This is a genomic window from Pseudoalteromonas sp. meg-B1 (assembly GCF_003173795.1).
Taxonomy (GTDB): Bacteria; Pseudomonadota; Gammaproteobacteria; order Enterobacterales; family Alteromonadaceae; genus Pseudoalteromonas; species Pseudoalteromonas undina.
The window spans coordinates 578,676-604,712 of record NZ_QGQU01000001.1; the positions used below are offsets into that span (position 1 = coordinate 578,676).

The 26,037-nt window shown below is 39.4% G+C and carries 23 protein-coding genes; 15 read left to right on the top strand and 8 right to left on the bottom strand.

Features of this window, described 5'->3' with window-relative positions:
* Positions 1-2,163 carry a flagellar hook-length control protein FliK gene (locus DK924_RS02710; protein ID WP_109874285.1) on the bottom strand — a complete coding sequence of 721 codons (2,163 nt, stop codon included), beginning with the start codon at positions 2,161-2,163 and terminating at the stop codon, positions 1-3.
* A gap of 113 nt (positions 2,164-2,276) precedes the next feature.
* Here DK924_RS02710 and ccmA point away from each other — a divergent pair, with 113 nt between their 5' ends.
* From ccmA to DK924_RS02760, 10 genes are read left to right on the top strand one after another with little or no spacing between them, the layout of a single operon-like run.
* Positions 2,277-2,897, top strand: coding sequence for a cytochrome c biogenesis heme-transporting ATPase CcmA (gene ccmA, locus DK924_RS02715; protein WP_075169671.1), 621 nt, complete (start codon positions 2,277-2,279; stop codon positions 2,895-2,897).
* Positions 2,897-3,583 (top strand): heme exporter protein CcmB, encoded by a 687-nt coding sequence (gene ccmB / locus DK924_RS02720; RefSeq protein WP_054201703.1) that lies wholly within the window; start codon positions 2,897-2,899, stop codon positions 3,581-3,583. The genes ccmA and ccmB overlap by 1 nt, the downstream gene beginning before the upstream one ends.
* A gap of 1 nt (position 3,584) precedes the next feature.
* Entirely contained in the window at positions 3,585-4,322 is a 738-nt protein-coding gene (locus tag DK924_RS02725; RefSeq protein WP_036985043.1) for a heme ABC transporter permease, read from the top strand.
* A 2-nt stretch (positions 4,323-4,324) separates the two neighbouring features.
* Positions 4,325-4,528, top strand: coding sequence for a heme exporter protein CcmD (gene ccmD, locus DK924_RS02730; protein ID WP_055013035.1), 204 nt, complete (start codon positions 4,325-4,327; stop codon positions 4,526-4,528).
* Positions 4,525-5,004 (top strand): cytochrome c maturation protein CcmE, encoded by a 480-nt coding sequence (gene ccmE / locus DK924_RS02735; RefSeq protein WP_075169670.1) that lies wholly within the window; start codon positions 4,525-4,527, stop codon positions 5,002-5,004. The genes ccmD and ccmE overlap by 4 nt, the downstream gene beginning before the upstream one ends.
* Position 5,005: 1 nt before the next feature.
* Positions 5,006-6,967: a heme lyase CcmF/NrfE family subunit gene (locus tag DK924_RS02740; protein WP_054201701.1), complete on the top strand. Its 1,962-nt coding sequence runs from the start codon at positions 5,006-5,008 to the stop codon at positions 6,965-6,967.
* A complete protein-coding gene (locus DK924_RS02745; protein WP_036933069.1) occupies positions 6,964-7,536 on the top strand; it encodes a DsbE family thiol:disulfide interchange protein in 573 nt (190 codons plus the stop codon). The genes DK924_RS02740 and DK924_RS02745 overlap by 4 nt, the downstream gene beginning before the upstream one ends.
* Positions 7,533-7,994 carry a cytochrome c-type biogenesis protein gene (locus DK924_RS02750; RefSeq protein WP_010387951.1) on the top strand — a complete coding sequence of 154 codons (462 nt, stop codon included), beginning with the start codon at positions 7,533-7,535 and terminating at the stop codon, positions 7,992-7,994. The genes DK924_RS02745 and DK924_RS02750 overlap by 4 nt, the downstream gene beginning before the upstream one ends.
* Positions 7,995-9,251 (top strand): c-type cytochrome biogenesis protein CcmI, encoded by a 1,257-nt coding sequence (gene ccmI, locus DK924_RS02755; protein WP_010387952.1) that lies wholly within the window; start codon positions 7,995-7,997, stop codon positions 9,249-9,251.
* A gap of 9 nt (positions 9,252-9,260) precedes the next feature.
* The gene (locus DK924_RS02760; protein ID WP_054201699.1) at positions 9,261-9,992 is read left to right on the top strand and encodes a VacJ family lipoprotein; all 732 of its coding nucleotides are present in this window, start codon (positions 9,261-9,263) and stop codon (positions 9,990-9,992) included.
* Positions 9,993-10,048: 56 nt separating this feature from the next.
* Here the strand turns inward: DK924_RS02760 and DK924_RS02765 are convergent, their stop codons facing one another.
* Positions 10,049-11,272 carry an EAL and HDOD domain-containing protein gene (locus DK924_RS02765; protein WP_109874286.1) on the bottom strand — a complete coding sequence of 408 codons (1,224 nt, stop codon included), beginning with the start codon at positions 11,270-11,272 and terminating at the stop codon, positions 10,049-10,051.
* 344 nt (positions 11,273-11,616) lie between these two features.
* Between DK924_RS02765 and putP the strand changes: the two genes are divergently transcribed.
* Entirely contained in the window at positions 11,617-13,128 is a 1,512-nt protein-coding gene (gene putP, locus DK924_RS02770; protein WP_054201697.1) for a sodium/proline symporter PutP, read from the top strand.
* Between the two features lie 210 nt (positions 13,129-13,338).
* Here the strand turns inward: putP and DK924_RS02775 are convergent, their stop codons facing one another.
* A complete protein-coding gene (locus tag DK924_RS02775) occupies positions 13,339-13,638 on the bottom strand; it encodes a YebG family protein (protein ID WP_010387955.1) in 300 nt (99 codons plus the stop codon).
* A 296-nt stretch (positions 13,639-13,934) separates the two neighbouring features.
* On the opposite strand from DK924_RS02775, the gene DK924_RS02780 reads away from it, so the two are divergent.
* Positions 13,935-14,228: a ComEA family DNA-binding protein gene (locus tag DK924_RS02780; protein ID WP_055013029.1), complete on the top strand. Its 294-nt coding sequence runs from the start codon at positions 13,935-13,937 to the stop codon at positions 14,226-14,228.
* A gap of 12 nt (positions 14,229-14,240) precedes the next feature.
* Here the strand turns inward: DK924_RS02780 and DK924_RS02785 are convergent, their stop codons facing one another.
* Both DK924_RS02785 and dsbB read right to left on the bottom strand, forming a co-directional pair.
* On the bottom strand, positions 14,241-14,543 hold the full coding sequence (locus DK924_RS02785) for a hypothetical protein (RefSeq protein ID WP_010387958.1): 303 nt from the start codon (positions 14,541-14,543) through the stop codon (positions 14,241-14,243).
* Between the two features lies 1 nt (position 14,544).
* Positions 14,545-15,063 (bottom strand): disulfide bond formation protein DsbB, encoded by a 519-nt coding sequence (gene dsbB / locus DK924_RS02790; protein WP_075169668.1) that lies wholly within the window; start codon positions 15,061-15,063, stop codon positions 14,545-14,547.
* A 697-nt stretch (positions 15,064-15,760) separates the two neighbouring features.
* Here dsbB and DK924_RS02795 point away from each other — a divergent pair.
* Genes DK924_RS02795 through DK924_RS02805 form a run of 3 tightly spaced genes read left to right on the top strand, consistent with a single transcriptional unit; the run spans position 15,761 to position 21,689 of the window.
* Entirely contained in the window at positions 15,761-18,193 is a 2,433-nt protein-coding gene (locus DK924_RS02795; RefSeq protein ID WP_109874287.1) for a TerB N-terminal domain-containing protein, read from the top strand.
* A 2-nt stretch (positions 18,194-18,195) separates the two neighbouring features.
* Positions 18,196-19,503, top strand: a complete 1,308-nt coding sequence (locus tag DK924_RS02800; protein ID WP_109874288.1) for an ATP-binding protein — start codon at positions 18,196-18,198, stop codon at positions 19,501-19,503.
* Positions 19,500-21,689, top strand: a complete 2,190-nt coding sequence (locus DK924_RS02805; RefSeq protein ID WP_109874289.1) for a DEAD/DEAH box helicase — start codon at positions 19,500-19,502, stop codon at positions 21,687-21,689. The genes DK924_RS02800 and DK924_RS02805 overlap by 4 nt, the downstream gene beginning before the upstream one ends.
* A gap of 62 nt (positions 21,690-21,751) precedes the next feature.
* Here the strand turns inward: DK924_RS02805 and DK924_RS02810 are convergent, their stop codons facing one another.
* From DK924_RS02810 to DK924_RS02820, 3 genes are read right to left on the bottom strand one after another with little or no spacing between them, the layout of a single operon-like run.
* Positions 21,752-23,116 (bottom strand): TniQ family protein, encoded by a 1,365-nt coding sequence (locus tag DK924_RS02810; RefSeq protein WP_109874290.1) that lies wholly within the window; start codon positions 23,114-23,116, stop codon positions 21,752-21,754.
* Positions 23,109-24,059, bottom strand: a complete 951-nt coding sequence (locus DK924_RS02815) for an ATP-binding protein (protein ID WP_109874291.1) — start codon at positions 24,057-24,059, stop codon at positions 23,109-23,111. The genes DK924_RS02810 and DK924_RS02815 overlap by 8 nt, the downstream gene beginning before the upstream one ends.
* Positions 24,053-26,032, bottom strand: coding sequence for a DDE-type integrase/transposase/recombinase (locus DK924_RS02820; RefSeq protein WP_109874292.1), 1,980 nt, complete (start codon positions 26,030-26,032; stop codon positions 24,053-24,055). The genes DK924_RS02815 and DK924_RS02820 overlap by 7 nt, the downstream gene beginning before the upstream one ends.
* Positions 26,033-26,037: the final 5 nt, after the last annotated feature.

The window sequence follows — 26,037 nt, forward strand, 5'->3', positions numbered from 1 at the left end:
CTAAACCTTAATATTTATAATGGCATGGGATTGGTAAAATGCTTGATGGTTGTCATCTGCGCGTTTCAAATTAAGATCGCCGACTTGTAAGCCCTGTTTTGCTAGTTTTGAGCGTAAATTATCAAGGTGTGGATGAGCCAACGCGCTCACAGCTTGAGTGGACGCTAATAACTGACAATCTAATGCTTTGTCCATCAACTCTGCGGTTATTTGCAGCTTACCTAGTTCAGCATAATCAAAATTTAATCTTACAAACCACACGTTTTTATCCGCTAATTTGTCATTGTTTGGCTTTTTATATTGTCCTAACGATATTTCTGTTTGTGCCGCCTCTGGTGGCAGTTTCATAGGCAATAAAAACTGCACTAAGGAGTTAGTGTCAGGCTGCTGGCTCAAAACGGGAGCTTGCACTTGGCTTAAGGTGTTTTTAATTTGTGTTAATTCACCTGCTAATGCTTGCACTTGTGGTTGCTGTAACTGTTCTAATAACTTATTGGTATTATTACCGGTCTTGAAGCTTGGTAATAAAACCTGAAGTAGGGCCTCTAAACCGCTTTGATTATTAATGCTAACGGCAGTTGGGTTTTGGTTAATAATCGGTGCAGCTAAAATGCTTAATGAAAGTTGTTCTACACCTCGATTAAACGAGCTCTGCAAAGTGTCACTGGTTAGTTGCGTCGGCTTTATAGTGCTGAGTATTTCACGTTGTATGGTGGTCGGGTGTAAATTACTTTCTGACAATATACGGTTAAAAGCTTGATTAACCAAGCGGTTTAAGTCAGTACCCTGATCTGCCGCCTTAGTTACGATAGTGTTTAGTTGGCTGCTTAGAACGTGTTTGCTTGCTTCTTTTTGCTCTATTGGAGCGGTTGCGGTTTGCTTTAAAACGGTTGCTAATAATAGCTTTTCCAGCGGTTGTAAATGATTAACGGCTGCTAAGGATCGATTAGCTGTTTGTGCTGATTGGGTAACAACAGGGTGCAAGTCTACGGATGTTGATAACGTCCGCTGTTGCCATAAAGAGATACTGGTTTTTAGCTGCTGGGTTAGTTGCACTAAAGGGGGGGCAGTTCCTAAAGGGCTTTTTAATTGCGTAATGTCTATTTTTTGCGTTGGTGTAAGCCATTTTTGTTGTTCATTAACAACATTTGGTTTTTGAGATACGTTTAATGCAGTGGTAAATGGCTTGCTTTCAAAATGTTTTACTGCATCTAAAATACGCGTTTTAAAATCAGCAAAACTGCTTTTTAGCCATGATTGAATTGGACTATTAACGGTACTAAGTGGATGAGGCTTAATTTTTTGCGAATCGATAGCAACTTGCGGTTGCTGTGACAGCATCTCATTAAATGGTTTGCTAAATGAGTTTTTAAGCTCCACGGTTATATTTTGATAAGCGGTTTTAATTAATAGTTTATCTGCTTGACTGCTAATAGTTACCTTAGTCGGCGCTGTGGGTAGTTCAGATAACTGTTGATGGCTTAAGCTAATATTTAACGAGCTTTTTGCGGTATTTTGAGTTAGCACCGCAAACTTGGGCATTGCATGAAGCTGAGCATGACCTAAATTGTTAGCAACTAATTGTGTTAGTTTTGCCTGGCTTAAAGGTTGAGAATGTACAATGTCAGCAAAACGATTAATGATATTTAGCCGTGTACCTTTGCCATCAGTCTCAATTATGCCTTTTAATAAGGGTTCTTCGGCCAGTAATTGCGCTATTTGTTTATTAATGGCGATGCTGGCATTAAATTTTTCAATCACCAGTTTTGGCGTTGGCTTTAAAGTAACTTGTATCGATAGCGGGTTGTTTTGAATATCACTTTGAGTGTTAATAAAGTTTAAAAACCGCTGTAACTGTTCTGGTTGTTTAATTGATAAGGTACTGTTGTTAGGAATAATGGTTAAGCTTTTACCATCTGCACTTAGCTGTATGTTAGCGCTTGCTATTTTTTCAACATTTGTCGGTGCATCATTAACAGTGAGCCGAATTGTTTGCCAATGCTTATTCATAAATACATCAAGCGTCACTGAATCTTTAGAAAACTGAATGTTTTTTGCTGCTAGTACTTCAGGCGGCAGTATTGGTAACGCAGTTTTACCCGAATCGGTTGTTTGATTACTAACCTGTGGGTTAGTCACTGTAATGTGCGTTGGTGTATTCATTATTTTATATCAAGTTTTCTGTATTTTAAGTAAATCGATTCTAAAGCAATATTCGTATTACCCTATCATTATGGTAGACTTACCGCTAATTTTTGGCAGAGAGAATCGTCATCTTGTTACACATTAAGTCCGTTACTTGTATCAAGCAAGAGCGTTGTTTGTTTGATGAACTTAATTTTAGCCTTAAAAGCGGTCAAATCATGCAGTTAGCTGGTCCTAATGGGGCTGGTAAAACATCATTATTGCGCATTATTGCCGGTTTTTCGCTGCCTGACGAAGGTGATATTTTATACCGTAATCAATCTATCAAAAAATATTATGACGAATACGCCAGAGACTTATTATTTATAGGCCATAAAACCGGAGTTAATGTACAACTTAGTGCACTTGAAAATGTAGCACATTGGTTGGCTATTAATGGTTATGTAAATACACCTGATTTATATCCTTTGTTAAGTAAGTTAGGTTTGGTAGGGCTGGAAGATGTGCCCGTAAGAACATTATCGGCAGGTCAGCAAAGACGGGTGGCTTTAGTTCGTTTGTGGTTATCTGAAGCCAAGTTATGGATTTTAGATGAACCTTTTACAGCGCTCGATAAAAGTGGGGTTGCCTTTTTGCAGCAACGCTTTACCGAGCACTTATCAAAGGGGGGCGCTATTTTGTTAACAACACACCAAGACCTAACCACCCACTTTAGTGACTTACAGACCTTGACTTTGGAGTACCGCCACTAATGACAAGACAGCACTCATATTGGCAGTTATTTGTCGCGGTATTTAGCAAAGACGTTAAGCTCGCTTTTCGTCAGCGCGCTGAAATAGTTAATCCTATCTTGTTTTTTTTAATTGTTATCTCGTTATTTCCACTAGCGATAGGGCCAGAACCTGGGTTGTTATCAAGAATGGCACCGGGCATTATTTGGGTTGCGGCTTTATTATCAACCATGCTTGGACTCGATAAGCTATTTAGAGATGACTATAACGATGGCTCTTTAGAACAACTCATTGCTTCCTCTTACCCTTTATCATTAACCGTATTAGGTAAAGTTGCGGCTCATTGGGTGATCACCGGTTTACCGCTAGTGCTAATGACGCCTTTATTTGCTTTACTACTAAATTTAGAAACGACGGCCCTAATGGCCACGTTATTAACGCTATTATTAGGAACTCCTCTATTGAGCTTTATTGGCGCCATAGGAGCAGGCCTAACGGTGGGATTACAAAAAGGCGGTATTTTAATGAGTTTACTCGTTTTGCCTTTGTATATCCCGGTTTTAATTTTTGCAACTTCCGCTATTGATACCAGTACTATGTCGCTGGATTACAGTGGTCAGCTTGCAATCCTAGGTGCCATGTTAGTCGTTGCGATTATTAGTGCGCCAATTGCCATATCATCAGCATTAAAAGTGAGTGTAAGTTAATATGTGGAAGTGGTTACATCCGTATGCGAAAGCAGAGCGAGCATATCAATTATGCAATACTCTACTGCCATATTTTGCAGTAGTTACGGTCGTTAGTATGATTGTTGGTTGGGTTTGGGGATTAGGTTTTGCCCCTGCTGATTACCAACAAAAAGACAGTTACCGTATTATTTTTATTCACGTGCCCTCCGCTATTTTATCTATGGGCGCATATTCATCAATGGCGATTGCTGCCATTGTTGCCTTGGTATGGCAGTTACGTAATGCCGAGCTTGCGGTAATTGCAATCGCGCCTGTTGGTGCGTGTATGACAGCAATTGCTTTAATTACTGGTGCTGCATGGGGTAAACCAATGTGGGGCGCGTGGTGGGTATGGGATGCTCGGCTGACTTCTGAACTTATTTTATTATTTTTATACTTAGGGGTGTTGTCTTTGTACCATGCCTTTGAAGATAAAAAGTCAGCCGGTCGCGCCGCGTCTATTTTAGCTATTGTTGGAGTGATCAACTTGCCTATCATCCACTTTTCGGTGGAATGGTGGAATACCCTGCATCAAGGGGCGAGCATCACTAAGTTTAACCGCGATGCGGTTGACCCAAGTATGTTTTGGCCGTTAATGATTAATATTTTAGCCTTTGCCGCGTTTGTTGGTACTGTGACTTTAATTCGTCTTAAAAATGAAATTTTACACCGTGAAAAGCACCGCCCATGGGTGCGACAGTTGTTAACTAAGGGGTAATTATGCAGTTTGACTCGTTTTCAGATTTTATTGCAATGGGAGGCTATGGCTTTTATGTATGGCTTTCTTTTGGAACATGCGCATTGATTTTATTAGGTATTCTATTCAGCTCACTACGCGATAAAAAACAAATTTTAGCGTCGATTGAGCAGCAAATAGCGCGTGAAACTCGAATTAAAAATTCTAAGCAGGAGCAAACCTCGTGAACCCAAGACGTAAAAAGCGCCTTTTGGTTATTATCGCCGTACTCTTTGGTATTGGCGGATCAATTGGTTTAGTGTTGTACGCCTTACAAGAAAATATTAATTTGTTTTACACCCCCAGCGAATTAATTGATGGTAAAGGTCCTAATAAAGAAAAGCCGTTTGTAGGCCAAAAGCTGAGAATTGGCGGCATGGTTGTGCCAGGCACTGTGATCAGAAATGAACAAAGCTTAAAAGTAAGCTTTAAGCTGATTGATACGGGGCCATTGGTAACTGTACGTTATCAAGGTATTTTGCCTGATTTGTTTCGTGAAGGACAAGGGATTGTTGCGCAAGGTGTGTTAGTAGAGCCTAACGTGATTGAAGCATTTGAAGTGTTGGCCAAGCATGATGAAGAATATATGCCGGCGGAAGTTGCTGAAGCTGTAAAAGGCATTAAGCACGAAAAGCCAAAATATAACTTAGATAGTGGGAGTTAATATGATCCCTGAACTTGGTTATTTTTCTTTAACATTGGCCATGGTGCTCAGTGTGCTGTTGTGTATTTTTCCACTTTGGGGAGCACACACAGGAAACCTTCGTTTGATGCGTGCGGCGCCATCATTGGCGATTGGTCAATTTGCATTTGTTGCGTTGTCGTTCGCTGCACTTATCTATGCCAGCCTAACCGACGACTTTACTGTATCTTACGTTGCTTATCATTCAAGTAGTACTTTGCCTTGGTATTATAAAATCACCTCTACGTGGGGCGGACATGAAGGTGCTATTTTACTGTGGTTATTAATGCAAGCAGGGTGGACAGCCGTTGTTGCTATGCGTTCTAAGTCACTACCTTGGATACTTCGTGCTCGCGTTTTGGGTGTGCTTGGCTTTTTAGGTGTCGGCTTTATGATGTACACCTTACTGCTCTCAAGTCCGTTTGAGCGTTTATTGCCCTATTTTCCTGTTGAAGGGCGAGATTTAAACCCATTATTACAAGACCCAGGGATGATCATTCATCCACCATTACTTTACATGGGTTATGTAGGTCTTTCTGTGGCTTTTTCTTTTGCTATTGCCGCGCTGTTAACTGGTAAACTCGATAATACCTGGGCTAAGTGGTCACGCCCATGGACAATGACAGCATGGGGCTTCTTAACATTAGGTATTACTATAGGCAGTTGGTGGGCTTATGCAGAGCTTGGCTGGGGTGGCTGGTGGTTCTGGGATCCAGTTGAAAACGCATCACTTATGCCATGGTTAGTGGCAACTGCTTTATTACACTCTTTAAGTGTGACTGAAAAGCGCGGTGTATTTAAATCATGGACCGTATTATTAGCAATTGCTGCTTTTTCATTAAGCTTACTGGGGACTTTTATTGTTCGCTCAGGGATTATTGTCTCGGTGCACGCCTTTGCAACCGATCCGGATCGAGGGCTGTTTATCCTTGCCTTCTTAGCTATTGTTGTTGGCGGCGGCCTAGCGCTTTACGGCTTGCGTGTTTCACAGGTTAAAAGTGAGGGGCGTTATAAGTTTGTCTCTCGTGAAGTGGCACTTTGGCTAAATAATATTTTCCTAGTGGTTGCTACCTTAATTGTACTATTGGGTACTTTATTACCTATGGTGCACAAAGAAATGGGCTTAGGCAGTATTTCTATTGGCGAACCTTTCTTTAATAAAATGTTTGCCATTCTACTGGTGCCATTTGCGATTTTAATGGGCATAGGGCCATTTTTGCGCTGGAAGCAAAATAAATGGGCGTTTTTACAAAACAAAATATTTGCTGGCGCACTAGTCAGCGTCGTTATTACTTGTGCGTGGCTGTTTAGCAGTTATGAAGTAGTTACGCCGCTCACTCTGTTAGCAACTACGTTAGGTGTATGGATATTTATTGCTACCTTTATCGACCTTTACACCAAGGCTGCTGTTCATGGCTCACTTAAGCTCGGCATCAAACGCTTAGGTTTAAGTTATTGGGCTATGGTGCTTGGCCATGTTGGTTTGGCCTTTGTTATTGCCGGTATTACGCTTACTTCGGCGTATTCAGTTGAGCGTGATGTATCAATGAAGCCTGGTGATAGCGTACAGCTAAATCAGTATCAATACCGTTTTGAAGGCGTGAAGACAATTCGTGGTGCAAACTATAGCGGTCATGCGGGTGTGGTAACAGTACTAAAAGAAGACACAACAATTGCGCGTCTCTATGCAGAAAAACGCCGATACGACATTGGTATGCAGTTTATGACTGAAGCTGCAATAGATGCTGGGTTTACTCGCGATTTATACCTCGCCCTTGGAGAGCAATTAAGTGAAGGGGCATGGTCATTACGTATTTATCACAAGCCGTTTGTGCGTTGGATGTGGATCGGTGGTGTTTTGATTTCACTTGCTGGGTTTGTGATTTTATTTGATAAGCGTTATCGCGCTTCACCTCGCAAAGATGAATTAGAGGGGGCGTTATGAATCGCAAATTGATGGCAATAGTCCCTTTATTAATTTTTATCTTTATTTGTGTGTTTTTATACCAAGGGTTGTTTGCTAACCCTCGGGAAATACAAACAGGGCGCATTGGTCAAACCGTACCAACATTTAACTTGCCTGATTTAATGCAAGATAATAAACGTTGGACTGATGAGCAGTTAAAAGGTGACGTGTATTTATTAAACGTGTGGGGCACATGGTGCCCAACGTGTTTAGCTGAGCTTGATTATTTAACTAAGCTTCGTGAACAAGGCATTAAAATTATCGGCTTGTATTATGTTCAAAGTTACGATGCCGATTTTGATGGCCCGTTTGATATGCAAGCACTGCGTGACGATGTGAGTAATATGCTTGCGCGCGCCGGTGATCCGTATCAGTTTAATATTTTAGATTTAGAGCGCTCTTTGGCGTTAGACTTGGGTGTGTCTGGAGCACCAGAAACATTTTTAGTTGATAAAAATGGCACTATTTTGTTACACCACACCGGTGATATAAACCCTCGAGTTTGGCGCGCTAAGTTTGCGCCTCTTATGCAGGAGCTGCAGCCATGAGATTGTTTTTATTAACCCTTAGCTTATTTATTAGTTTAGCAGCGTTTGCTCAGCAAGATCGTTATCAGTTTGATAGCAATGAACAAGCGATTCGTTTTGAAGAGCTAACTAAAGAATTACGCTGCCCTAAATGTCAAAATCAAAACATTGCTGATTCAGATGCCGTAGTTGCAAAAGACTTGCGTGATCGTGTATTGGCGTTAGTAAAAGATGGTAAAAGCAAAGATGAAGTCATTGACTATATGATTGACCGCTATGGCTACTTTGTTCATTACGATCCACCAGTAACGCCGGCTACGTTAATTCTGTGGGTGTTACCAGTACTCATTGTAATAATAGGCTTTGGTTTTATTGTTATTCGCCAACGTAAAGCGTCGGTAAAACAAACATGGAGTGACGCTGATGAAGTGATGCTCAATAAGTTGATTAAACAAAATAAACGTCAGGAGCAAAGTTAAATGATTTTAATGTGGGCGTCTTTTGCTTTACTCACACTCATTGCATTGCTGTTTATTATTGTGCCTTTTTTAAAAAAAGAGCGCGTAGTAACTATTACTCACAACGCTAATGCACAGCTTATCAGCATTTATGAGCAGCGTTTAGTTGAACTGCAGGCTGATTTAGACAATCAACGTATAGACTCGCAAAATCATAACGAGGCTATTATTGAGCTAAAACGTCGTTTGCTTAATGAATTATCGCCAGAAAAGTCACTAAACAGTCGTGGTGATAACCGTATATTTGCTTTAACAGGGGCAGCGTTTTTAATTGCATTAGCAGGTATATTTTATGCGATGACAGGCAGCCAACAACAAATTTCGGCGTGGCATGATGCAATGGACAACTTAGCCGATTATGGTCAACGTGCCGTAATGCAAAAAGGTGAGCCGTTATCTAAAAATGAACTTCAAGCGTTTGCATTGGCACTGCGTACAAAGTTAAGTCAAAGCGGTGATGATGAAGTAGCTTGGATGCTGTTAGGGCGTGTCGCTATTATGCTTAATGAGTTTGACATGGCAAAACAGTCATTTGATAAAGCATTGTCAATGAACCCTGATAATATGCAAGCCTTGGTGAGCTACTCGCAGGTATTACTACTTGAGGGCAGTGATGAGAATATGACTCGCGCAGCGGGTATGCTCTCTAAAGTGCTACAAGCCCAGCCAAATAATCTCGATGCGATTTCGTTACTTGCGCTGATTGCCTTTGAGAGAAAGGATTGGGTACAGGCAAAAGCTGCATTTGAGGTACTTCTTGCCAGTATGGACGAGTCAGATACGCGTTATGCTATGATTTCTGAGCGCATCAGTGAAATCGATGGTCAAATAGCTCAGAAAAGCGAGCTGAATAATCACGAGCTGCAAGTTGTTCAAGGAATTCAGGTCACGGTTAAGGTTGACGAGCAACTCGAAGATAAACAGCCCAGTAACGGTATTTTGTTTGTGTTTGCTAAAGCTTCTGAAGGTTCACCAATGCCTTTAGCCGTTGTTAAACTGACTGACTATAGCTTTCCAATCACCGTTGAGCTCAGCGACGAGAACGCCATGATGGCAGGGCTAAATTTATCCAGTGCTAATGAAATTGTTATTTCTGCGCGTATTTCTAATGATGATTCAGTGATGCCAAGTACTGGTGAGCTTGAAGGCCACTCTGAAGTACTGCTTCGTAAAGATGTGCGACAAGTGCAACTGAACATTGATACATTAATACCTTAAGGATTTGAGATGTTAAAACAAGGCTTACTTTTATTATGTTTACTCACCTTATCGGGCTGTGCTCAAGTGCCCGAGAGTAAATATGATGAGCGCGATCCCTTACAAAGTGTAAATAGACCCATTTATGACTTTAATATGGACGTACTCGATACCTATATTTTAAGGCCAGCAGCAGTGGGTTATATCACTGTTACACCGCAGCCTGTTCGTCGTAGTATTGTGCACTTTACCGATAATATTACTGCACCCGTTGATATTATAAATGCCGGCCTGCAAGGAAAACCAAGTAGTGCTGGAATTAATTTTGCACGTTTTTTAGTGAATTCAACGGTGGGTGTATTTGGCATATTTGATGTAGCCAGCTCACTTGGGCTTGAAGTAACTAGCGAGGACTTTGGCCAAACGCTAGGTGTGTGGGGAGTGGGTGATGGTGCTTATTTAATGATCCCAGCAATGGGGCCATCTACCGCGCGTAACTTAACTGGTGATGTAGTTGATAATGTTGTACTGCCTGAAATAGCACTGACTACACCACAAACTATTTTAGTGTTTGCACTAAAAGCAGTTGAAGCGCGTGCGTCATTAATGGCTCAGGAAGGGTTATTAAATGATTCGTTAGACCCCTACTTGTTTATTAAAGACATTTATTTTCAGCGTCAATTATACGAGTTATTTGATGGTAACCCGCCAATAAAAGAAGAGCCTGAAGATTTTGATGAGGATTTCTTAGAAAGCCTTTAATAAAAATAAAAACGCCAGCAGATGCTGGCGTTTTGTTTATGGGTATTAAAGATATTTTAGCTATCGATCATCACTCGCATTTGCTCACTAACCCAGTTGAGTGCTTCGTGATATGCATCAGGCACTTCATCGCCTAAGTTTAATTGCTGGGCTTTATCGTTCGCAGCTTGCCAATCACCATGCTCATACAGAGTGACTAAGTTTAAGTATTCAGCAAGTAGTCCTTCATTTTTTAACAGCGCTGTTTTTATCTCATTAGACAAAGGTAATTTAAGCATTACGCTGTCCATTTCTTCATCTAATATCGCATCCATAAGCGACATCATGCCGGTTAAGAACGCCATACCTGTATCTTTAAGTTTGCCATGTGAAATAGCTAACAACTCACAAAAACGCGCCCGTGTTAACGACAGTCTAATAAGTTCCAATGGCTTATCTGCAGATACTTGTGCTGCAAACAATAAAGAGAGCAGTTTTTTTATTTCAGCAGCCCCTAGTACAATTAGTGCTTGTTTTATAGTGTTTATTTCAGAGCGGCGGGTAAATGCCGCTGAGTTGGAATAGCGCAAGAGTTTGTAAGATAAGTTAACATCACGCTCAAATACATCGGTGATCTTCTTAAGATCCATTTCTACACTGGATGTTTCATAGAGCAGTTCAGCCAGTGCCATGCCAGATGGCGGTAAGGCTTTACTTTGCACCATCTCGGGTTTTGAAAAGAAAAAGCCTTGAAAGTACTCAAAGCCCAACTCAAAAGCTTGGTTGTAAAGCTCGTAAGTTTCAACTTTTTCTGCGAGTAACTTGATATGTGGGTAAGGTTTTAAGTCTTCAATGATCGTTTTAACGGTTTCCATATCGCACTTTAAAAAGTCAACTTTAATGATATCAATAAACGGATAAAAGTGACGCCATACCGGTTGATGCGCATAGTCATCTAGGGCGAGTGTGTACCCTTTCTCTTTTAGGTCTTTAACTATTGCTAGCAGACGTTTTCCTGGCTGAACGGTCTCTAGTATTTCAATCACAACCCCGTTTTTGTTTAATAGCGTGGGGTAGCCTTTTAATAAGGTGTCTAAGGTAAAGTTAATATAAGCGGGTTTATTATCGGTTAAATCTTCAAGACCAAAATTAAACTGGCTGCCTTCAATTAGGCGAGACGTTGCTTCGTCGCCGTCAATGTTCGGAAATACGTTATCTACTCCATCACGAAATAAAAGCTCGTAGCCAATTAGTTCCTTATTGCGATCTAAAATAGGTTGGCGAGCAGCGTAAAAATACATATAAGATTCCGAAACAGTAGAAATTGATTAACATTGTAATAATATATTGGAAAACATTCAAAATAGCATCGGTAAAATGAATTTTATTAATAAAATATCATGGCTTAGGTGATTTTTATTAATCTAAACTCATTGTTTTTTATTCTATTTGTTTTAAAAGCGAGCGAATAGATGGTTTTTTATCTACTTAAATTAGCGGGTTGGAGTTATTAGCAATTACCGTGTTATAGTTGGGTAGAAAGCTTTTATTCCAATACTGTCTTAATTATAAGATTTCAAGAGTCATTATTTGGATTACAAGCCTGTTATTACTTTTTTAAGTGGAGGCGAATTTGGAAACAGGAATGATTATTTCACTGGCATTGTACTTTATTGTAATGCTAGGAATAGGACTATACGCATATAAGCAATCTACCAGTGATATTTCAGGGTATATGCTAGGTGGTCGTAATTTAGCCCCCAGTGTAGCTGCCTTATCGGCTGGTGCATCAGATATGAGTGGTTGGTTATTAATGGGCTTACCCGGCGCAATGTATTTATTTGGGTTGAGTAAGGTTTGGATTGCAATTGGTTTAGTATTAGGTGCGTGGGCAAACTACTTTTTAGTCGCCCCAAGACTGCGTGTCTATACTGAAAAAGCCAATGACTCCATTACTATCCCCGATTTCTTTGCAAACCGTTTTGATGACAACAAAAATATCCTACGTGTTATCTCTGCAATAGTAATTATAGTTTTCTTTACCTTATACACTTCATCGGGTGTTGTTGCCGGTGGTAAGTTATTTGAAAACTCATTTCAAATGAGTTACGAAATGGGCCTATACATCACCACTGGTGTGGTAGTGGTATATACCTTATTTGGTGGATTTTTAGCGGTTAGCCTTACAGACTTTGTGCAAGGCTGTATTATGTTTGTGTCGTTGTTAGCAGTGCCAATTGCCACTTATATGATGCTTGACCAACCATTTATGGATACCTTAGCAAATGCAAATTATCAGCAGTTACTAAGCTCGCCTAAAGCAAGCGAAATTCATTCTTTAAGTATGCTTGACTGGTTTGCTGGTGGTTCTACTATTGCTATTATTTCTGCAATGGCATGGGGTTTAGGTTACTTTGGTCAGCCGCATATTATTGTTCGTTTCATGTCTATTCGTTCAGTAAAAGAAATGCCAACCATGCGTCGTATTGGTATGTCTTGGATGACGTTATCTGCTATTGGTGCGGTATTTACTGGCCTATTTGGTGCTGCATTTATGATTGAAAATCAAATGCCGATTGCCGATAAAGAAACAATTTTCTTAGTATTGGCTGAATTAATTTTCCACCCGTTAATTGCAGGTTTCTTACTGGCGGCTATTTTAGCTGCGATTATGAGTACTATCTCATCGCAATTATTGGTGTGTTCAAGTTCTTTAACTGAGGACTTTTATAAGATTTACTTAAATCGTAATGCTTCGCAAACTGAGCTGGTATTAGTAGGGCGTATTAGCGTGATACTGGTTGCGTTATTTGCAATTTACTTAGCGTATGACCGCAATAGTTCAATACTAGATTTAGTAAGTAATGCATGGGCAGGTTTTGGTGCTGCATTTGGTCCATTGGTATTGTTTAGTCTTTACTGGAAGCGTATGAACCTAAAAGGGGCTATTAGCGGTATGGTTGTTGGTGCTCTAACTGTGCTTGTATGGATTTATGCGCCTATTACTATTAATGGTGATAGCTTAAGCAGCGTGATATATGAAATCGTCCCTGGCTTTATTTTAGCAAGTATTGCTATTGTAGTAGGAAGCCTTGTAACTGCTGAGCCGAAAAAGGAAATTACTGATCTGTTTGATGAAGTTGAATCGTCATTGTAATTGATTAGCTAACGTAAAGTTTTGGTTTAAAAAAATGCCAACCAGTTTAACTGGTTGGCATTTTTTATTGACTTTTAACAATAGCAAATTGTGATGACTTACTCGCTTCTCGTTATCATTACTTAAAGACATAAAAAAACTGAATACGAATCACGAATTCAGTTTCATAAATTAGTAGTCGGCTTATAAGCTGCATTACTGTTTTTTAGATTAGCTCGCTGCTTTATCTTTTATATCAGCAACGTTATCTGACTTTGTTTTTTTAGCTTTTGCAGGTACTTCTTTAGTCCCCTTAAGTACCGCCATAAAGTCGTCTTTACTTTTCGCAATCTCAAGTGCAAGCGACTCAACTTGTTGTTCACTTAGAGGCACATCTACTTTTTCAAGCATTAGTTCTAGTGACTCGGCGATATCGAGCATTTTGTCATAGGCATCAGCTTCTTTTTTAGTAGTAAACGTCATGCGCTCGACTCCGTTTCGTTCTACAACATATTTAACAACAACAGCCATGATTTCTCCTGCTTACTTACGTGGCAATATGATTATTTTAAATCATTAGATTACTGTTTTTATGTACAGTACAAGCTTGCGCGTTATTTTGCAAGCTTTAGCCTTAGTTTATCTGCAGCTTAATTGACAATAAAGGCCAACTCTACTTTATTTATTAAGTCACTTTATAACGCGTTGCAGTAAAGGAGTCGCAAGGAGTGATTGTTACCGTTAGTGCTTAGTAACCACAACTTACTTAAAAGTGCTGGGTGTAAATAATCAACGAATGTTCATGTAGGAACACAAAAGGAAATAGTATGAAATTAATTAAAATAATCTCGTTAGCAGCTGCTTTATGTTTATTACCTATGGGTACCACCTTTGCGCAAAGCGATATGCTATCAGAGCAGATGCAATCAGCCATGGTTAATATTAATACTGCTGATTTAAAACAGTTAATTAAGTTACCAGGTGTCGGTAAGAAAAAGGCACAGGCAATTATCGACTATAGAGAAGCTAATGGTGATTTCGCATCACTTGAAGATCTAGCCAAAGTAAAAGGGGTGGGTAAAAAAATGCTAGCCAAACTTGATGGTAAGGTAACGTTTTAACGAAAAAGGGCGCTATGCGCCCTGATCAAACTGTTTTAAGGCAGCACCAAGGTGCTTTTTAGCAAAGTTAATATCTACTGGTGCTGTTAATAGCGGATAGCTCAACCCAGCTACAATCAAAAAGGGCACCAGTAACCAACCTTCGAAAAGAGTAAATATTAAAAAGAATGGGCTTAATAGCATCAGCTTTAGTATGCGTATAAAGACCCTGTCACTGGGTGATAGCATGCTTAAAGAGATAGCTATAACAGTTTGTCGTTGACGAACTTTTAAATGTTTAAGCTCATCAACTTGGCTTGAAAAAAAAGTAAACATATTAAAGTGACTTTTTAGTAATTAATCGACTGGCCACTAATATAAACAGTGTGGCGGTAAAGAGTACAAAAATAATTTCCATCCATGCTGGCATACTTAGACTGGCAAATTGCCAATCTATATTTCCGCAATCTCCTGTCGCTTCAAAAAATTGCGGTATCCAGTGATGTAACGGCATAAATTCTGGAAAATTTGGCTCAAATTCACAGCTAAATGCAAATGGGTCTGTGGTTGTTTGCATTTCAATATGCTCACGAGCTATTAGTAGCCCCCATACACTTGAAATCCCCCATGTTGTATAGGCAACAATACGTACTGCGAGATTGTTTGGTTTACTAGCTCCAATCATACCCGCAAAAAGTAGACCTAATACTGCGGTGCGTTGGTAAATACACATAATACATGGCGCTAACCCCATGTTGTATTGAAAGAAAAGTGCAGTAACTTCAAGTAGAAAAACAATCCCACTGAATAATAACCAAGGTGTACGCTGAGTACTTAGATTAGCAAGCCAGTTCATAACAAATCCGTATTTAAATAAGGGCTTAGATTATGACTTAGGATAAACAGCGGGGCAAGTAAAAGGAAAAAACGAGGGCTATGAAAGCTTGTCGTCCCTCAAAGTTAGAGATCCTGTGCTGCATGACTTCCCCTAATAGACCTACTCAGAGCCATCAAGTTAATCTGATTCATGAATAGGAAAGAGGTATAGAATAATAGTTAAAGTGTCTCGTATGAATAATAGGTGGGCATTCATATTGTGTTTAATTTCTACCAGTAAAGTTACCCTTTTAATCACATACCTAGGTGATCATACATACATCACATAAGAATCTCACACACTGAAAAAGGCCAATTTATAGCTTTTAATTAGCCATGTGAGAATCTCACACCACGCATAACGTGAGATTTTTTTTAAATATACACGTATAAGTTGAGATTTTTTTAGACGATATAGCGGTGACCTAATGTGCGTTCAGTTACTAATTATGAACCAAGCCCATGTTAGTTTCATATTTCGCAAACTTAACATCCTATAGGGATGTTCGAGGAACCTTATACAAAAGAGGTTTCATTAAAGACAATTTTTTTGATTAAGAATAATTGAAACTACTTAGCAGCAGTATTATACATTTCTGAATTTATTAGTGGTATGTTAGTAGCATATGGAGTTTTAAATACCAAAATGGTACCAACCATTTTTAAAGGGATATTACATGGAATTCATTTTTATAATCGCAGTTGTTATATTGATAATTTGGTTAATTACCAGTCCACGCTCAAATTCAAATAAAGCAAAATCTGGATCACTAGGTAATCCAAGCCCGAACATAAAAGACACTCTTGATAAGTCAGCCTCTAAGTCTTCTATATCTGATCTTCCAAATGACGAAAGCAGCCCAATAAAGTCTATTAAAATTAATAATGCATCAGTAAGTGTTGAGCTACACAAACAAACAAATGAATTAACAACTTCAAAGCAGCTTAGTCCAAAACCTCGCATCACTGTTGTTAATACAGCTCCCACAATTATAGAGCGTGCCGATAGTTCGAGAAATTCTGAAGACGATTTAGCCACATTTAATATTTTTGAGAGTAATGTATCCGAAGACACCTATATCAATAAGGGTAAACAAGCTCAATGGTTAAGCAAGGGTCAAGAAGTTACTATTCACAGTCGAAAGTTAAAAGGGTTTCTGTACGTAGGTGGGGTGATGGAATCATTGGTTGGTTATCGCTCTGAACCAGCATTAATTTGTGCAGACTTACCAGTAATATCACCACGGACTAATTCAAACGAATTCCCAACTGATGAATCTTTAGGCTACTGGCCAAGCTACGGTTTATTATCTAAAGAGTCTAGAGGTGCCTACCTTGATTGGTTAGCAACCGATAGAAGTGCGGGCAACACCCCAATAGGCTTTGTATTTTTGTACTTTTACGGATTTGAAAGATTTGTTGTTGAGAATGGTCAAGATAATAAAATTAAAGAGGAACAATTTGAAGATATTTTTGATGAAGTACTTCGTTTACATAAAGTGTTTGCTTCAAATCGCTCTTTTGCTGGTTATTCAGCAAATCTCTTAGAGTTTATGTATTTAGTTAAACCTAAATTATTTGAATGTAGAAAGCATAAATTACCAAAGACACGTCATTCACTACTTTTTAAATTACGTCTTTCAGAGCAAATCGTTGCTACAGAAAGAGTGAGTGATGAGTTAGCACTTGAGTGGATTAAAAATACAGACCAATACAATTTAAAAACCGCAGCTAGGCGCTGCGATATAGAGTTTGATTCACTTTTTAAACTTTACTACAAGCAAAAATTCCCAGAGGGAATGCAAGTGAAGCCCAATAAAACCAAATTAAACGCAGAGTACTTTGCCGCCAGCGGTGGTATCCCTAGTATTAAAATTTTACTCGACGGTTTGCCTGATCCGAGCATATTAAAAGCACCTATAAAAAAGCTTATTCCAATAGCAGATAAAGTCACTGAGGAGCTAGCTAGTTATAGCCGTTATTTAGCTAAGGCAGATACAAGCAAAGATGATTTAGCTGCATTAATGCTGTTGCCTCGTGTCATTGCTAGCAGTCAACCGTCACCATTAATCGAAAAGTTTAAAGCGTGGGCTAAGGCCATCATTTTAGAAAATGATGGGGTAACAGATGTATCTGAATTTTGGTTGCAAACAGGCTTACCAACACCGAAAGCGATAAATAAAAAAGAAGGTGAGCTCATTTATAACTTAGCGAACTTTGCTGATATTGGTATTGCGCCTGACTTACGTTACCACCATACAAAACCCAAATTAGATGGCAAACTTGTACTATTTACTCCAGGGCATGAGGAAGAATTCGTCCCTAGTCATGCGTTTAACCAAGTGGGTGTCGCACTGCGTTTAGGTGCTATGGTTGCAAATATAGATGGGGTTGTGGATGAATCAGAAAGTTCTGAGCTAGAAAAGCTAATTGCTCATGATGAAAAATTAACGGATATAGAAAAGCGATCTCTAAAGGCTTATCTTACATGGCGACTAGTTACACCATCGGATAATACGGGTTTAAAAAATAGACTTAATAATTTAGGTGTAAAAGAAATAGAATTTGTGAAAAGGTTTATTCTGTCTATTGCGCTAGCAGATGGCAATGTCGATAACAGAGAAGTAAAGCAAATCGAAAAACTCTACACAAATTTAGGACTGGATAAAGAGTCTGTTACGAGTGATATTCATCAGCTTACTACAAGTAGTCACCAGCCAGCGCCACGTAGTCAAAGCTCATCAGAGTTTAGCTTAGATGAAACAATATTAGCCCTTCATGAAAGCCAAACAACAGAAGCTAAAAACATGCTGGAACAGATCTTTACCTCAGATGAAGATGAAAGCGATTATATTGAAGTCCCAGAGCTGACAAACGAAGTTGATGGATTAGATCAGGCTCATAGTCAGTTGTTTGAAAAGCTATGCGCTAAAGCGCAATGGGGTCGCGAAGAGGTAGCCCAAATGTGTAGTGAGCTAAAATTAATGGTCGATGGTGCTATAGAAACCATTAATGACTGGTCATTTGATTTAGTGGATGCACCAGTAATTGATGACGACGGTGATATATACATTGATGAAGAAATAGTCAAAGAGATAAGGGAGTTATAACAATGGCAGCAAAAAAAATTAGATCAAAAGAGCGCGATGCAATTATACAGTCTCTTAAATCGGGTGTTACCCCAAAAGTCGGCATACAGCATATACAAGTAGGTCGTGGTAATGAGCTTAAAGCGCTCATTAAAGATATCGACAGAGTGACAGAGGGCGGCTCTGCTTTTCGGTTAATTATTGGCGAATACGGCTCAGGTAAAACATTCTTTTTAAGTGTTGTAAGAGCGATCGCATTAGAGCGAAAGTTAGTTACTGTTAATGCAGATTTATCTCCCGATCGTCGTATTCATGCATCATCTGGACAAGCCAGAAACTTGTATTCTGAGTTAATGAGAAACATGTCTACTCGTAATAAGCCTGATGGTAATGCATTGACCAGTGTGGTTGAAAAGTTTATTACCGAGGCACGAAAAGAAGCAGATAATACAAGCAAAGAAATAACCACAGTGATTCACGAAAGGCTCGCGTCTCTCTCTGAGCTTGTAGGTGGTTACGACTTTGCAAAAGTTATAGAAGCATACTGGACTGGCCATGAAACAGATAACGAGCAACTTAAGAACAACGCTGTAAAATGGTTAAGAGCAGAATATGCAACAAAAACAGATGCTCGCAAAGATCTTGGTATAAGAAGTATTATCTCAGATGCTTCGTTTTATGACTCTCTAAAGCTTATGAGTTTATTTGTAAGGCAAGCTGGCTACGAAGGGTTATTAGTTAACCTCGATGAAATGGTAAATTTATACAAACTCAATAGCACCCAAGCACGATTATCAAATTACGAGCAAATTCTTAGAATACTCAACGACTGCTTACAAGGATCGGCTGAGTACTTAGGGTTTTTACTCGGTGGTACACCCGAGTTTTTACTTGATCCAAGAAAAGGGTTATATAGCTATGAGGCGCTGCAATCTCGCCTAGCTGGCAACACATTTGCAAAACAAGCCGGTGTTATTGATTACTCATCCCCTGCATTACACTTGGCAAGTTTAACGCCAGAAGAATTATTTATACTACTTAAAAACCTTAGACATGTTTTTGCATCAGGCGATGAATCGTTATATTTAGTCCCTGACGAGTCCCTCAAAGCATTTTTAATCCATTGCAGTAAAACAATTGGAGACGCTTACTTCAGAACGCCAAGAAATACGATCAAAGCGTTTTTAGATATGCTTGCCGTGATTGATCAAAATCCAAACATTTCGTGGGGCAGCTTAATAGAAAATGTTGATATAGCAGAGGAAAAACCTTCCGATCTAGAATTAGATATTGAATCTGAAGACGATGAACTAGCTGATTTTAAGTTATGATCGACGCGCACGAAAAGCTCGATTTTCGTATTCAGCAGTGGATTTTTAAACAAGGCTGGGATCGGCTCCGAGAGATACAATGTTTAGCAATTGAGCCTATCCTATCAGGCAATACTGATGTGCTTATTAGTGCCTCTACTGCCGCAGGTAAAACCGAAGCATTTTTTTTACCTGCAATAAGTAGTATCGCAGATGAAGTAAGTGGTGTAAGCATTTTATATATCAGTCCACTAAAGGCGTTAATAAACGATCAAGACCGAAGGCTAGAAAGCTTGTCAGATTTGTTAAACATACAAGTTACACCTTGGCATGGTGATAGTCCTCAAAGTCGGAAAAATAAGCTGAAACGAAATCCATCAGGCATTATGTTAATAACGCCAGAGTCCCTAGAGTCATTATTAATAAGAGACAGTGGCTGGGTAAAGTCTGCTTTTCAGAATTTAAAGCATATAGTTATAGACGAATTTCACGCATTTATTGGCACAGAGCGAGGCCATCACTTGTTGAGCTTACTGCACCGCTTAGAACACCTTGTAGGCCGTGTAAACTCACCAATACCCAGAACGGCTTTAAGTGCGACTTTAGGTAACTTAGAAAGTGTCCCAGCATCTTTAAGACCTAATAAATCACTGTCTTGTAAAATAATAAAGCAAACGCAGTCTTCATCATCGTTAAAAATGCAAGTGAAGGGATATATTGAGAGCGCTGTTGTGGCAGATGAGACGGTTACTGCGGAGCAAGCCGTATGTAACGATTTATATGGTCTTTGCCGTGGTGGAAACCACCTAGTGTTTGCAAATAGCAGAAGTCGCACCGAAAGTATTGCGACCACTCTTGCAGAGATGTGTGAGAGCAACACTGTGCCTAACGAGTTTTTTCCACATCACGGCTCATTAGCCAAAGAAATGCGAGAATCACTTGAGGCTCGGCTTCAGCAAGATCAAATTCCCACGACAGCAGTGTGTACTATGACTTTGGAGTTAGGCATTGATATAGGCAAGGTTAACTCTGTCGTACAAGTTACTGCGCCGCATTCTATTGCAAGTTTACGGCAGCGCATGGGTCGTTCAGGTAGGCGTGGTGGCGCTAGTATTTTGCGAATGCTAATAACTGAGGCTGACCTTACAGAAAAATCGAGTATTGTAGATAAACTGCGGCTTGAATTGGTTCAATCGTTAGCGATGATACGGTTATTGGTTGCAAGTAAATGGTATGAACCAGCAGACACTTCGCTCTATCACTTTTCAACATTACTTCATCAGGTTTTAGCTCTCATCGCGCAATGGGGGGGGATAAGAGCAGATCAAATCTACGTATTACTTTGTAAAGACGGGCCATTCCAACAAGTTACTGTTACTCATTTTAAAGATTTGCTATCTCACATGGGTAAGGTAGATCTTATTACCCAGTTAGGAAGTGGTGAACTGGTTTTAGGTTTTATGGGTGAAAAAGTAACAAATCATTATACGTTTTATGCCGTCTTTAAAACTCCTGAAGAATTTAGAATTGTAACGGGTAGTAAAACACTAGGGACATTACCAGTAGATAGCCTTATTTTAGAGGGCCAACATATTGTATTTGCGGGTAAACGTTGGGTGGTTGAGCTAGTCGATACAGACAAAAAAGTGATTTCAGTACAGCATGCAAAAGGAGGGAAACCACCTAAATTTGGTGGTTCAGGGATGGCTGTACATGATGTAGTGAGACAAGAAATGCTTAAAATTCTGAAAGAAAGTGACTACAGAGTTCAAGTTGGTGAACAAAGAATTGAATTTGGTGATGCAGTTGCCCAAGCACTTTTTAAAGAGGGGGCTGACTTTTTTAAAACTGCAAAACTTGAAAGTACATATTTCTTACAGCATGGCAATACAGCCGTTGTTTTGCCTTGGGCCGGTGATAAAGTTGTAAATACACTTGTTGCAGTACTTATACACAAAGGGTTTGGAGCGGGTGCATTTGCAGGAATTATAGAAGTTGAGAATACCTTAATTGATCATGTTATCGGGGCTCTTAAAAGCTTTCGAGATGATAAAACCATATCAGCAATTGATTTAGCTGATGCTATTGCAGAAAAAACTATAGATAAGTTTGATGAGTATTTACCTCAAGAAATTCTTGCACAAGGGTATGCTGCAAGAACTTTTGATGTTGAGAAAGCACAGGTATTAGTTAAAGAATTACTCTAAGACAGCAGAAAGCTATTAATAGCAACCTCTTAGATTATTTGTAAAACAATGCACCCCCCTCTTCACAGAGGGAGGTTGAGTTGTCTGTTATTATGAAGCTCCTGCCACTTCTTCAGTTCAATTAGCTTTAAAGTTGAGTTATCTGCTTTCCAGTCAGAGGATTTGATTAATCCGCTACTAATTGCATTTTTGATGGTGTTGGGTGATATTTTGGCAATTTTTGCACATGTATCAATACTGACTGTTCTGGCTTTAGAAGATTCCAAATGACGTTCGCCTACTTTTATCAACTCATCGCGGCTAAAGTAAATTGAATCAAGGAGGCTGCTGTTACCTTGATAGTAAAATGGCAAATCCTTCAAAAATATTGCTAATAAGAGATCTGATTTTTCCATCAAGTATTGCTCGACAAATTTTGTAGCTTCCATGAAATCGACTTCATTTATGACTTCAGGGGTTGATTTAGTTATCAGCTCTTCGATTAAGTGCTTGGCATCAATTAAACCATCGACTTGATAGCGGTTTGTATTGCTGAATCGTAGAATTTTTTTGTACCACAGAGGCTTTAAATCAGCTGCGTTTAGCCCAAGACAAGATGCGAGTATCCTTATTTCCAAAGGTTTGCTAGTGGAAGTAAGCTGGAGAGAAGGTTTTCTACTATCGATTTGAGCGCGCTTTATCAAGTTCCAATCTCTGTGTATATGACATGATAAGGAATAAAGCTCAGGATATGCCAAGTTTTTAGGATAACCAGCTGGCAGCCCTTTGCTAGATATTTTTGCTAGCCAATGCACTAATGCTTCATTATTAGTTAACAAGTCAATTCCTGCGGTTAGGATTTTTGGTATGTCTTTATAATTAAAATAGGCTTTTCTTTTAAGCTCTGAAATTTCAAGAACGTACAAACCTGCAATAATACAGTCTTCTATATTACCGGTTGTGAGCCTTTTAATCTTTTCATCCACCGAAAGCTGAAGAAGTTTTCTTCCACAATATTCATTGCTGCAATACCCTTGAAGTAAACTTGCGTTAAATTCCAGTTCGTGTTCGCAGTGAGGGCATACATCAATAAGCATGACCTGGTGATTTGCACAGTGCGTATATCTTGGGTCTTGCCAATTATCTCTATGAATAGGGTTTTCATTCAAGCATTTTAGACATGCTCTAGCGTGGAGAATTCGAGCACTGGAACAGACTTTTGGAAAAGGGCTCCCCTCCGTTTCTGAAAATGAAATAGAGCGTTGTATGAGTGAGCTGATATTGTTGATATCAGCTTTTTTTAGATTATTGCGAATTGCTAAGTTAAATACTTTCTTATTAACAATGTCTTCTGGTTTCATAAAACCATTTCGCATTGCAAGACGAAGAATGTAGCCAGCCTGGCTTTCTCCAACGAAAGGCCTAACTCGAATTGGTAACCTAGCCATGTGTGAACGTTTCCTTTAACTTGCGATCTAAATCTTCAATATTTCGTTCAGTTTGCTGTGCATTAATCATGTCAGCATTAAACGGGTTGTCTTCGCTATTTCTGATAGCAAATTTATACGCTTCTTCAAATGCTCTTATGTACTGAGCTGTATTCTTGTAATCAGCGGGTAACATCTGTGCATAAAGCTTATTAAGGAGCCCATGCATGCCATTTGTTGCAATATAAATGCGGTTGAGTAAGTCTTTATGTGACTGAGCCGTTAGCCTATTAAAGCCATATTTAAGTTGATAAAAATTAACCATGTTTATCCAAGCTAGGCACTGGCTTGGACAGGGACTAAGTTGATGTGGGGCTAGAAAACGACGGCTTAATTGCTCTTCTTTATCTCCACCTTTGTAGGCGAGTTCGATAATTCTTTTAGCCAATGGCGTTCCCATTAAAATTACAGGGATGCTAGCTTTGTCTACTAGACCTGCAAATTGTTTTGCCATTTGCTGAGCTCTGATACCGTCTGTATCAGGTAAGCACTCTTGAACCTCATCAATAATAATAAGCTCAACACTTTGTTCATTGAGTAGATGTAACAAACGTTCAAGTGCAGTATAAGGCCTTTCTTTGCTGTTCATTACAGTGCACCCTAAAGCCATTAAAATTTGATGAAGCAAGTCAGTTGGAGTTGATGTTGCACCTAACTTAACGTAAAGCACTGGAATAATATTTTTTTCTTCTAACTCAGATTGAGGGAATTGTTGGGTATACGTCTTAGCCAAATATGATTTGCCAACACCAGAAACCCCCGTCAATAAGCCTGAGTAGTTTCTATTCTGATGAATCTTGCTAATGTATTCCCATGCTTCCGTTGTAGACGAATGGCAATGGAATGTGCCACTTTTCGGTACATATAACGAACTTGGTGATGTATTAAGAGTAGTGCTTACCATTTTTCATAACCTTCCTTGTTTCTGAAGTGAGAGTCATCCTGATTCTCTTGTGAGAGATCCGTACCTAGTAACGGATCTGTGCGTTTAGATTGGCGTTCATGGGGAGAGCTATTAGATTGCTTAATGATATCTTTAGTAGATCGATCATCTATTGAGTTTTGCTCCATATTTTGCGTTTGCTTGCCATTACGTATTTTTCGACGTTTACGTTTTATAAGCTCAGCTTCGCCACAATATATTGAGCGACGAATAGGTGTACTGTGATTCATGTTGGCGACCTCAAATGAAATTGCCACCTGTTCATCAACCAAATCGATGTTGTAAGCAATGATTTTTGTAACATGAGTGTCGCCAGGCAATGTGACCGCAAGGGTTACAGCCCTGCAATCTTGTGTATCATGCAATACCGATACTTTAGGGTTTTTCCCTGAAGCTTTGCCGGTTTTAAGCTGCCAATATAGGTTTTGAACCTCTTCACCATAAAAGTCCTGTTTGTTGAATCTGAATTTACCAGTCTCGTTTAAGGTAGTCTCCCCCTGAAAAACATGGAAACTGGTTTTTAGATGTCCATAGTGGCACGGAATCAATGGGTACTCTAGGCAAGAGGCTTCCCATACTTCCTGGGGAGTTTTGCCATTGAGTTCATTGTGTGGCTGATTTACATAATGCACTAAAAAATCGTGGAGATTCTGAACGAAGCTATCTACCGTCATGGCGGCAGCTTGTTTTAGCGTTTCATCTGTAGGGTTCCTGTTAGTGTTTTTCCCTTCATAACGCTTACCTTTGTATCCAGGCACGCCATGCACGATTTTATTGCCAACTTTAAGCTCAGCGCTTTCTAAAAACTCACTTCGGATCGTTTTATTAAATGATTCTACAAAAGGTTTTTTGTAGGGCTGATTGCTTGGCGCGTAAATCAGTTCACACTTCAATGATTCAGCTGTTTTTGCAAATGTTTCATTATTGAACCCCGGACCATTATCGCAAATTATTCTGATAGGTATGCCAAATGCATCGAGTTGTTCACTCGCGGGTATAACAATATTGCGAAGTAAGTTAACGCCACCGATAGCCTTTTCGGCTTCACCAAACTCCACAGTGACTGCAATCGGGTAGCGAGAATGACAATCAATGGCAATATATAAAGCGACTTTTCCAGTAACTTCTCCAGTAGTATCATCAATTAGGCGAAGATTAAGCGCTAATCTATCTGCTTCTATACGCGTAAGTACTCGATCCGTTTTGATGCGAGTTTTGTATGTTCTCATTAGCTTATTGACTTCAGCTCTGTTGCCCGAAGCTTCGGCACGGTCTAGATCGTTGAAGCTGTGATGGTGCTTTCTAAATTTTTCTCTACTTACGATGGTAATGGTAGGGTCATTCATCTCGTTGACCCAATTCTCATACTTTGCATGTCCTACAGCAATACTTGGAGTTATTTTTCCCATCATGAACTTTTCGTAACCCTCCCACATGATTTGTTCAGAGCGAGAGTCTGTTGTATTTCTCTTAGACTTTCGTTTTGGGAGAGAGTCAATATGACTAAACCCAGCGTCTTTAAACCTCTTCCACCACCTTGATAAGCTTGATTGGCTTGGGTGCTTTACCTTAACAACTGTCCCTGGTTTGCTATTTATTGTTTGCTGCTCTTCCACTTCAGCTATAACTCGTTTATAAATTGATAACGTGGTCATATGTGCGTTTTCTTCTTCAAAAATCTTTTTCATTAAAGAAAGGTAAGGTGCTTGCTTTTCTTTTATTAGTTTTTGGAATGGATCTAATGCTGAATGAGGTGAATTAGGGGTAACTGGTATCAAATAAGTTTTTAAGGCAAATGCAAACTCATTACGAGTAAAAGTTTGCAGCTCCTTGGTTTTAATATCTCTAGTAACTACGTTTAATTGATCGCAAAACAAGATATCGAATTTACGATCTTTATCATCTAATAGTTGAGAATAAGGAAGTATATTCATCGAGC

What these genes read in the sequence shown, in the direction of transcription:
- DK924_RS02800 (WP_109874288.1), top strand. Translation starts at nt 18,196, where the DNA reads ATGGCAGCAAAAAAAATTAGATCAAAAGAGCGCGATGCAATTATACAG.
- DK924_RS02765 (WP_109874286.1), bottom strand. Translation starts at nt 11,272, where the DNA reads ATGTATTTTTACGCTGCTCGCCAACCTATTTTAGATCGCAATAAGGAA.
- DK924_RS02785 (WP_010387958.1), bottom strand. Translation starts at nt 14,543, where the DNA reads ATGTTTACTTTTTTTTCAAGCCAAGTTGATGAGCTTAAACATTTAAAA.
- ccmI (WP_010387952.1), top strand. Translation starts at nt 7,995, where the DNA reads ATGATTTTAATGTGGGCGTCTTTTGCTTTACTCACACTCATTGCATTG.
- ccmB (WP_054201703.1), top strand. Translation starts at nt 2,897, where the DNA reads ATGACAAGACAGCACTCATATTGGCAGTTATTTGTCGCGGTATTTAGC.
- dsbB (WP_075169668.1), bottom strand. Translation starts at nt 15,063, where the DNA reads ATGAACTGGCTTGCTAATCTAAGTACTCAGCGTACACCTTGGTTATTA.
- ccmD (WP_055013035.1), top strand. Translation starts at nt 4,325, where the DNA reads ATGCAGTTTGACTCGTTTTCAGATTTTATTGCAATGGGAGGCTATGGC.
- DK924_RS02820 (WP_109874292.1), bottom strand. Translation starts at nt 26,032, where the DNA reads ATGAATATACTTCCTTATTCTCAACTATTAGATGATAAAGATCGTAAA.
- DK924_RS02745 (WP_036933069.1), top strand. Translation starts at nt 6,964, where the DNA reads ATGAATCGCAAATTGATGGCAATAGTCCCTTTATTAATTTTTATCTTT.
- DK924_RS02775 (WP_010387955.1), bottom strand. Translation starts at nt 13,638, where the DNA reads ATGGCTGTTGTTGTTAAATATGTTGTAGAACGAAACGGAGTCGAGCGC.
- DK924_RS02725 (WP_036985043.1), top strand. Translation starts at nt 3,585, where the DNA reads ATGTGGAAGTGGTTACATCCGTATGCGAAAGCAGAGCGAGCATATCAA.
- DK924_RS02805 (WP_109874289.1), top strand. Translation starts at nt 19,500, where the DNA reads ATGATCGACGCGCACGAAAAGCTCGATTTTCGTATTCAGCAGTGGATT.
- DK924_RS02810 (WP_109874290.1), bottom strand. Translation starts at nt 23,116, where the DNA reads ATGGCTAGGTTACCAATTCGAGTTAGGCCTTTCGTTGGAGAAAGCCAG.
- DK924_RS02780 (WP_055013029.1), top strand. Translation starts at nt 13,935, where the DNA reads ATGAAATTAATTAAAATAATCTCGTTAGCAGCTGCTTTATGTTTATTA.
- DK924_RS02750 (WP_010387951.1), top strand. Translation starts at nt 7,533, where the DNA reads ATGAGATTGTTTTTATTAACCCTTAGCTTATTTATTAGTTTAGCAGCG.
- DK924_RS02740 (WP_054201701.1), top strand. Translation starts at nt 5,006, where the DNA reads ATGATCCCTGAACTTGGTTATTTTTCTTTAACATTGGCCATGGTGCTC.
- DK924_RS02710 (WP_109874285.1), bottom strand. Translation starts at nt 2,163, where the DNA reads ATGAATACACCAACGCACATTACAGTGACTAACCCACAGGTTAGTAAT.
- DK924_RS02760 (WP_054201699.1), top strand. Translation starts at nt 9,261, where the DNA reads ATGTTAAAACAAGGCTTACTTTTATTATGTTTACTCACCTTATCGGGC.
- DK924_RS02795 (WP_109874287.1), top strand. Translation starts at nt 15,761, where the DNA reads ATGGAATTCATTTTTATAATCGCAGTTGTTATATTGATAATTTGGTTA.
- putP (WP_054201697.1), top strand. Translation starts at nt 11,617, where the DNA reads ATGATTATTTCACTGGCATTGTACTTTATTGTAATGCTAGGAATAGGA.
- DK924_RS02815 (WP_109874291.1), bottom strand. Translation starts at nt 24,059, where the DNA reads ATGGTAAGCACTACTCTTAATACATCACCAAGTTCGTTATATGTACCG.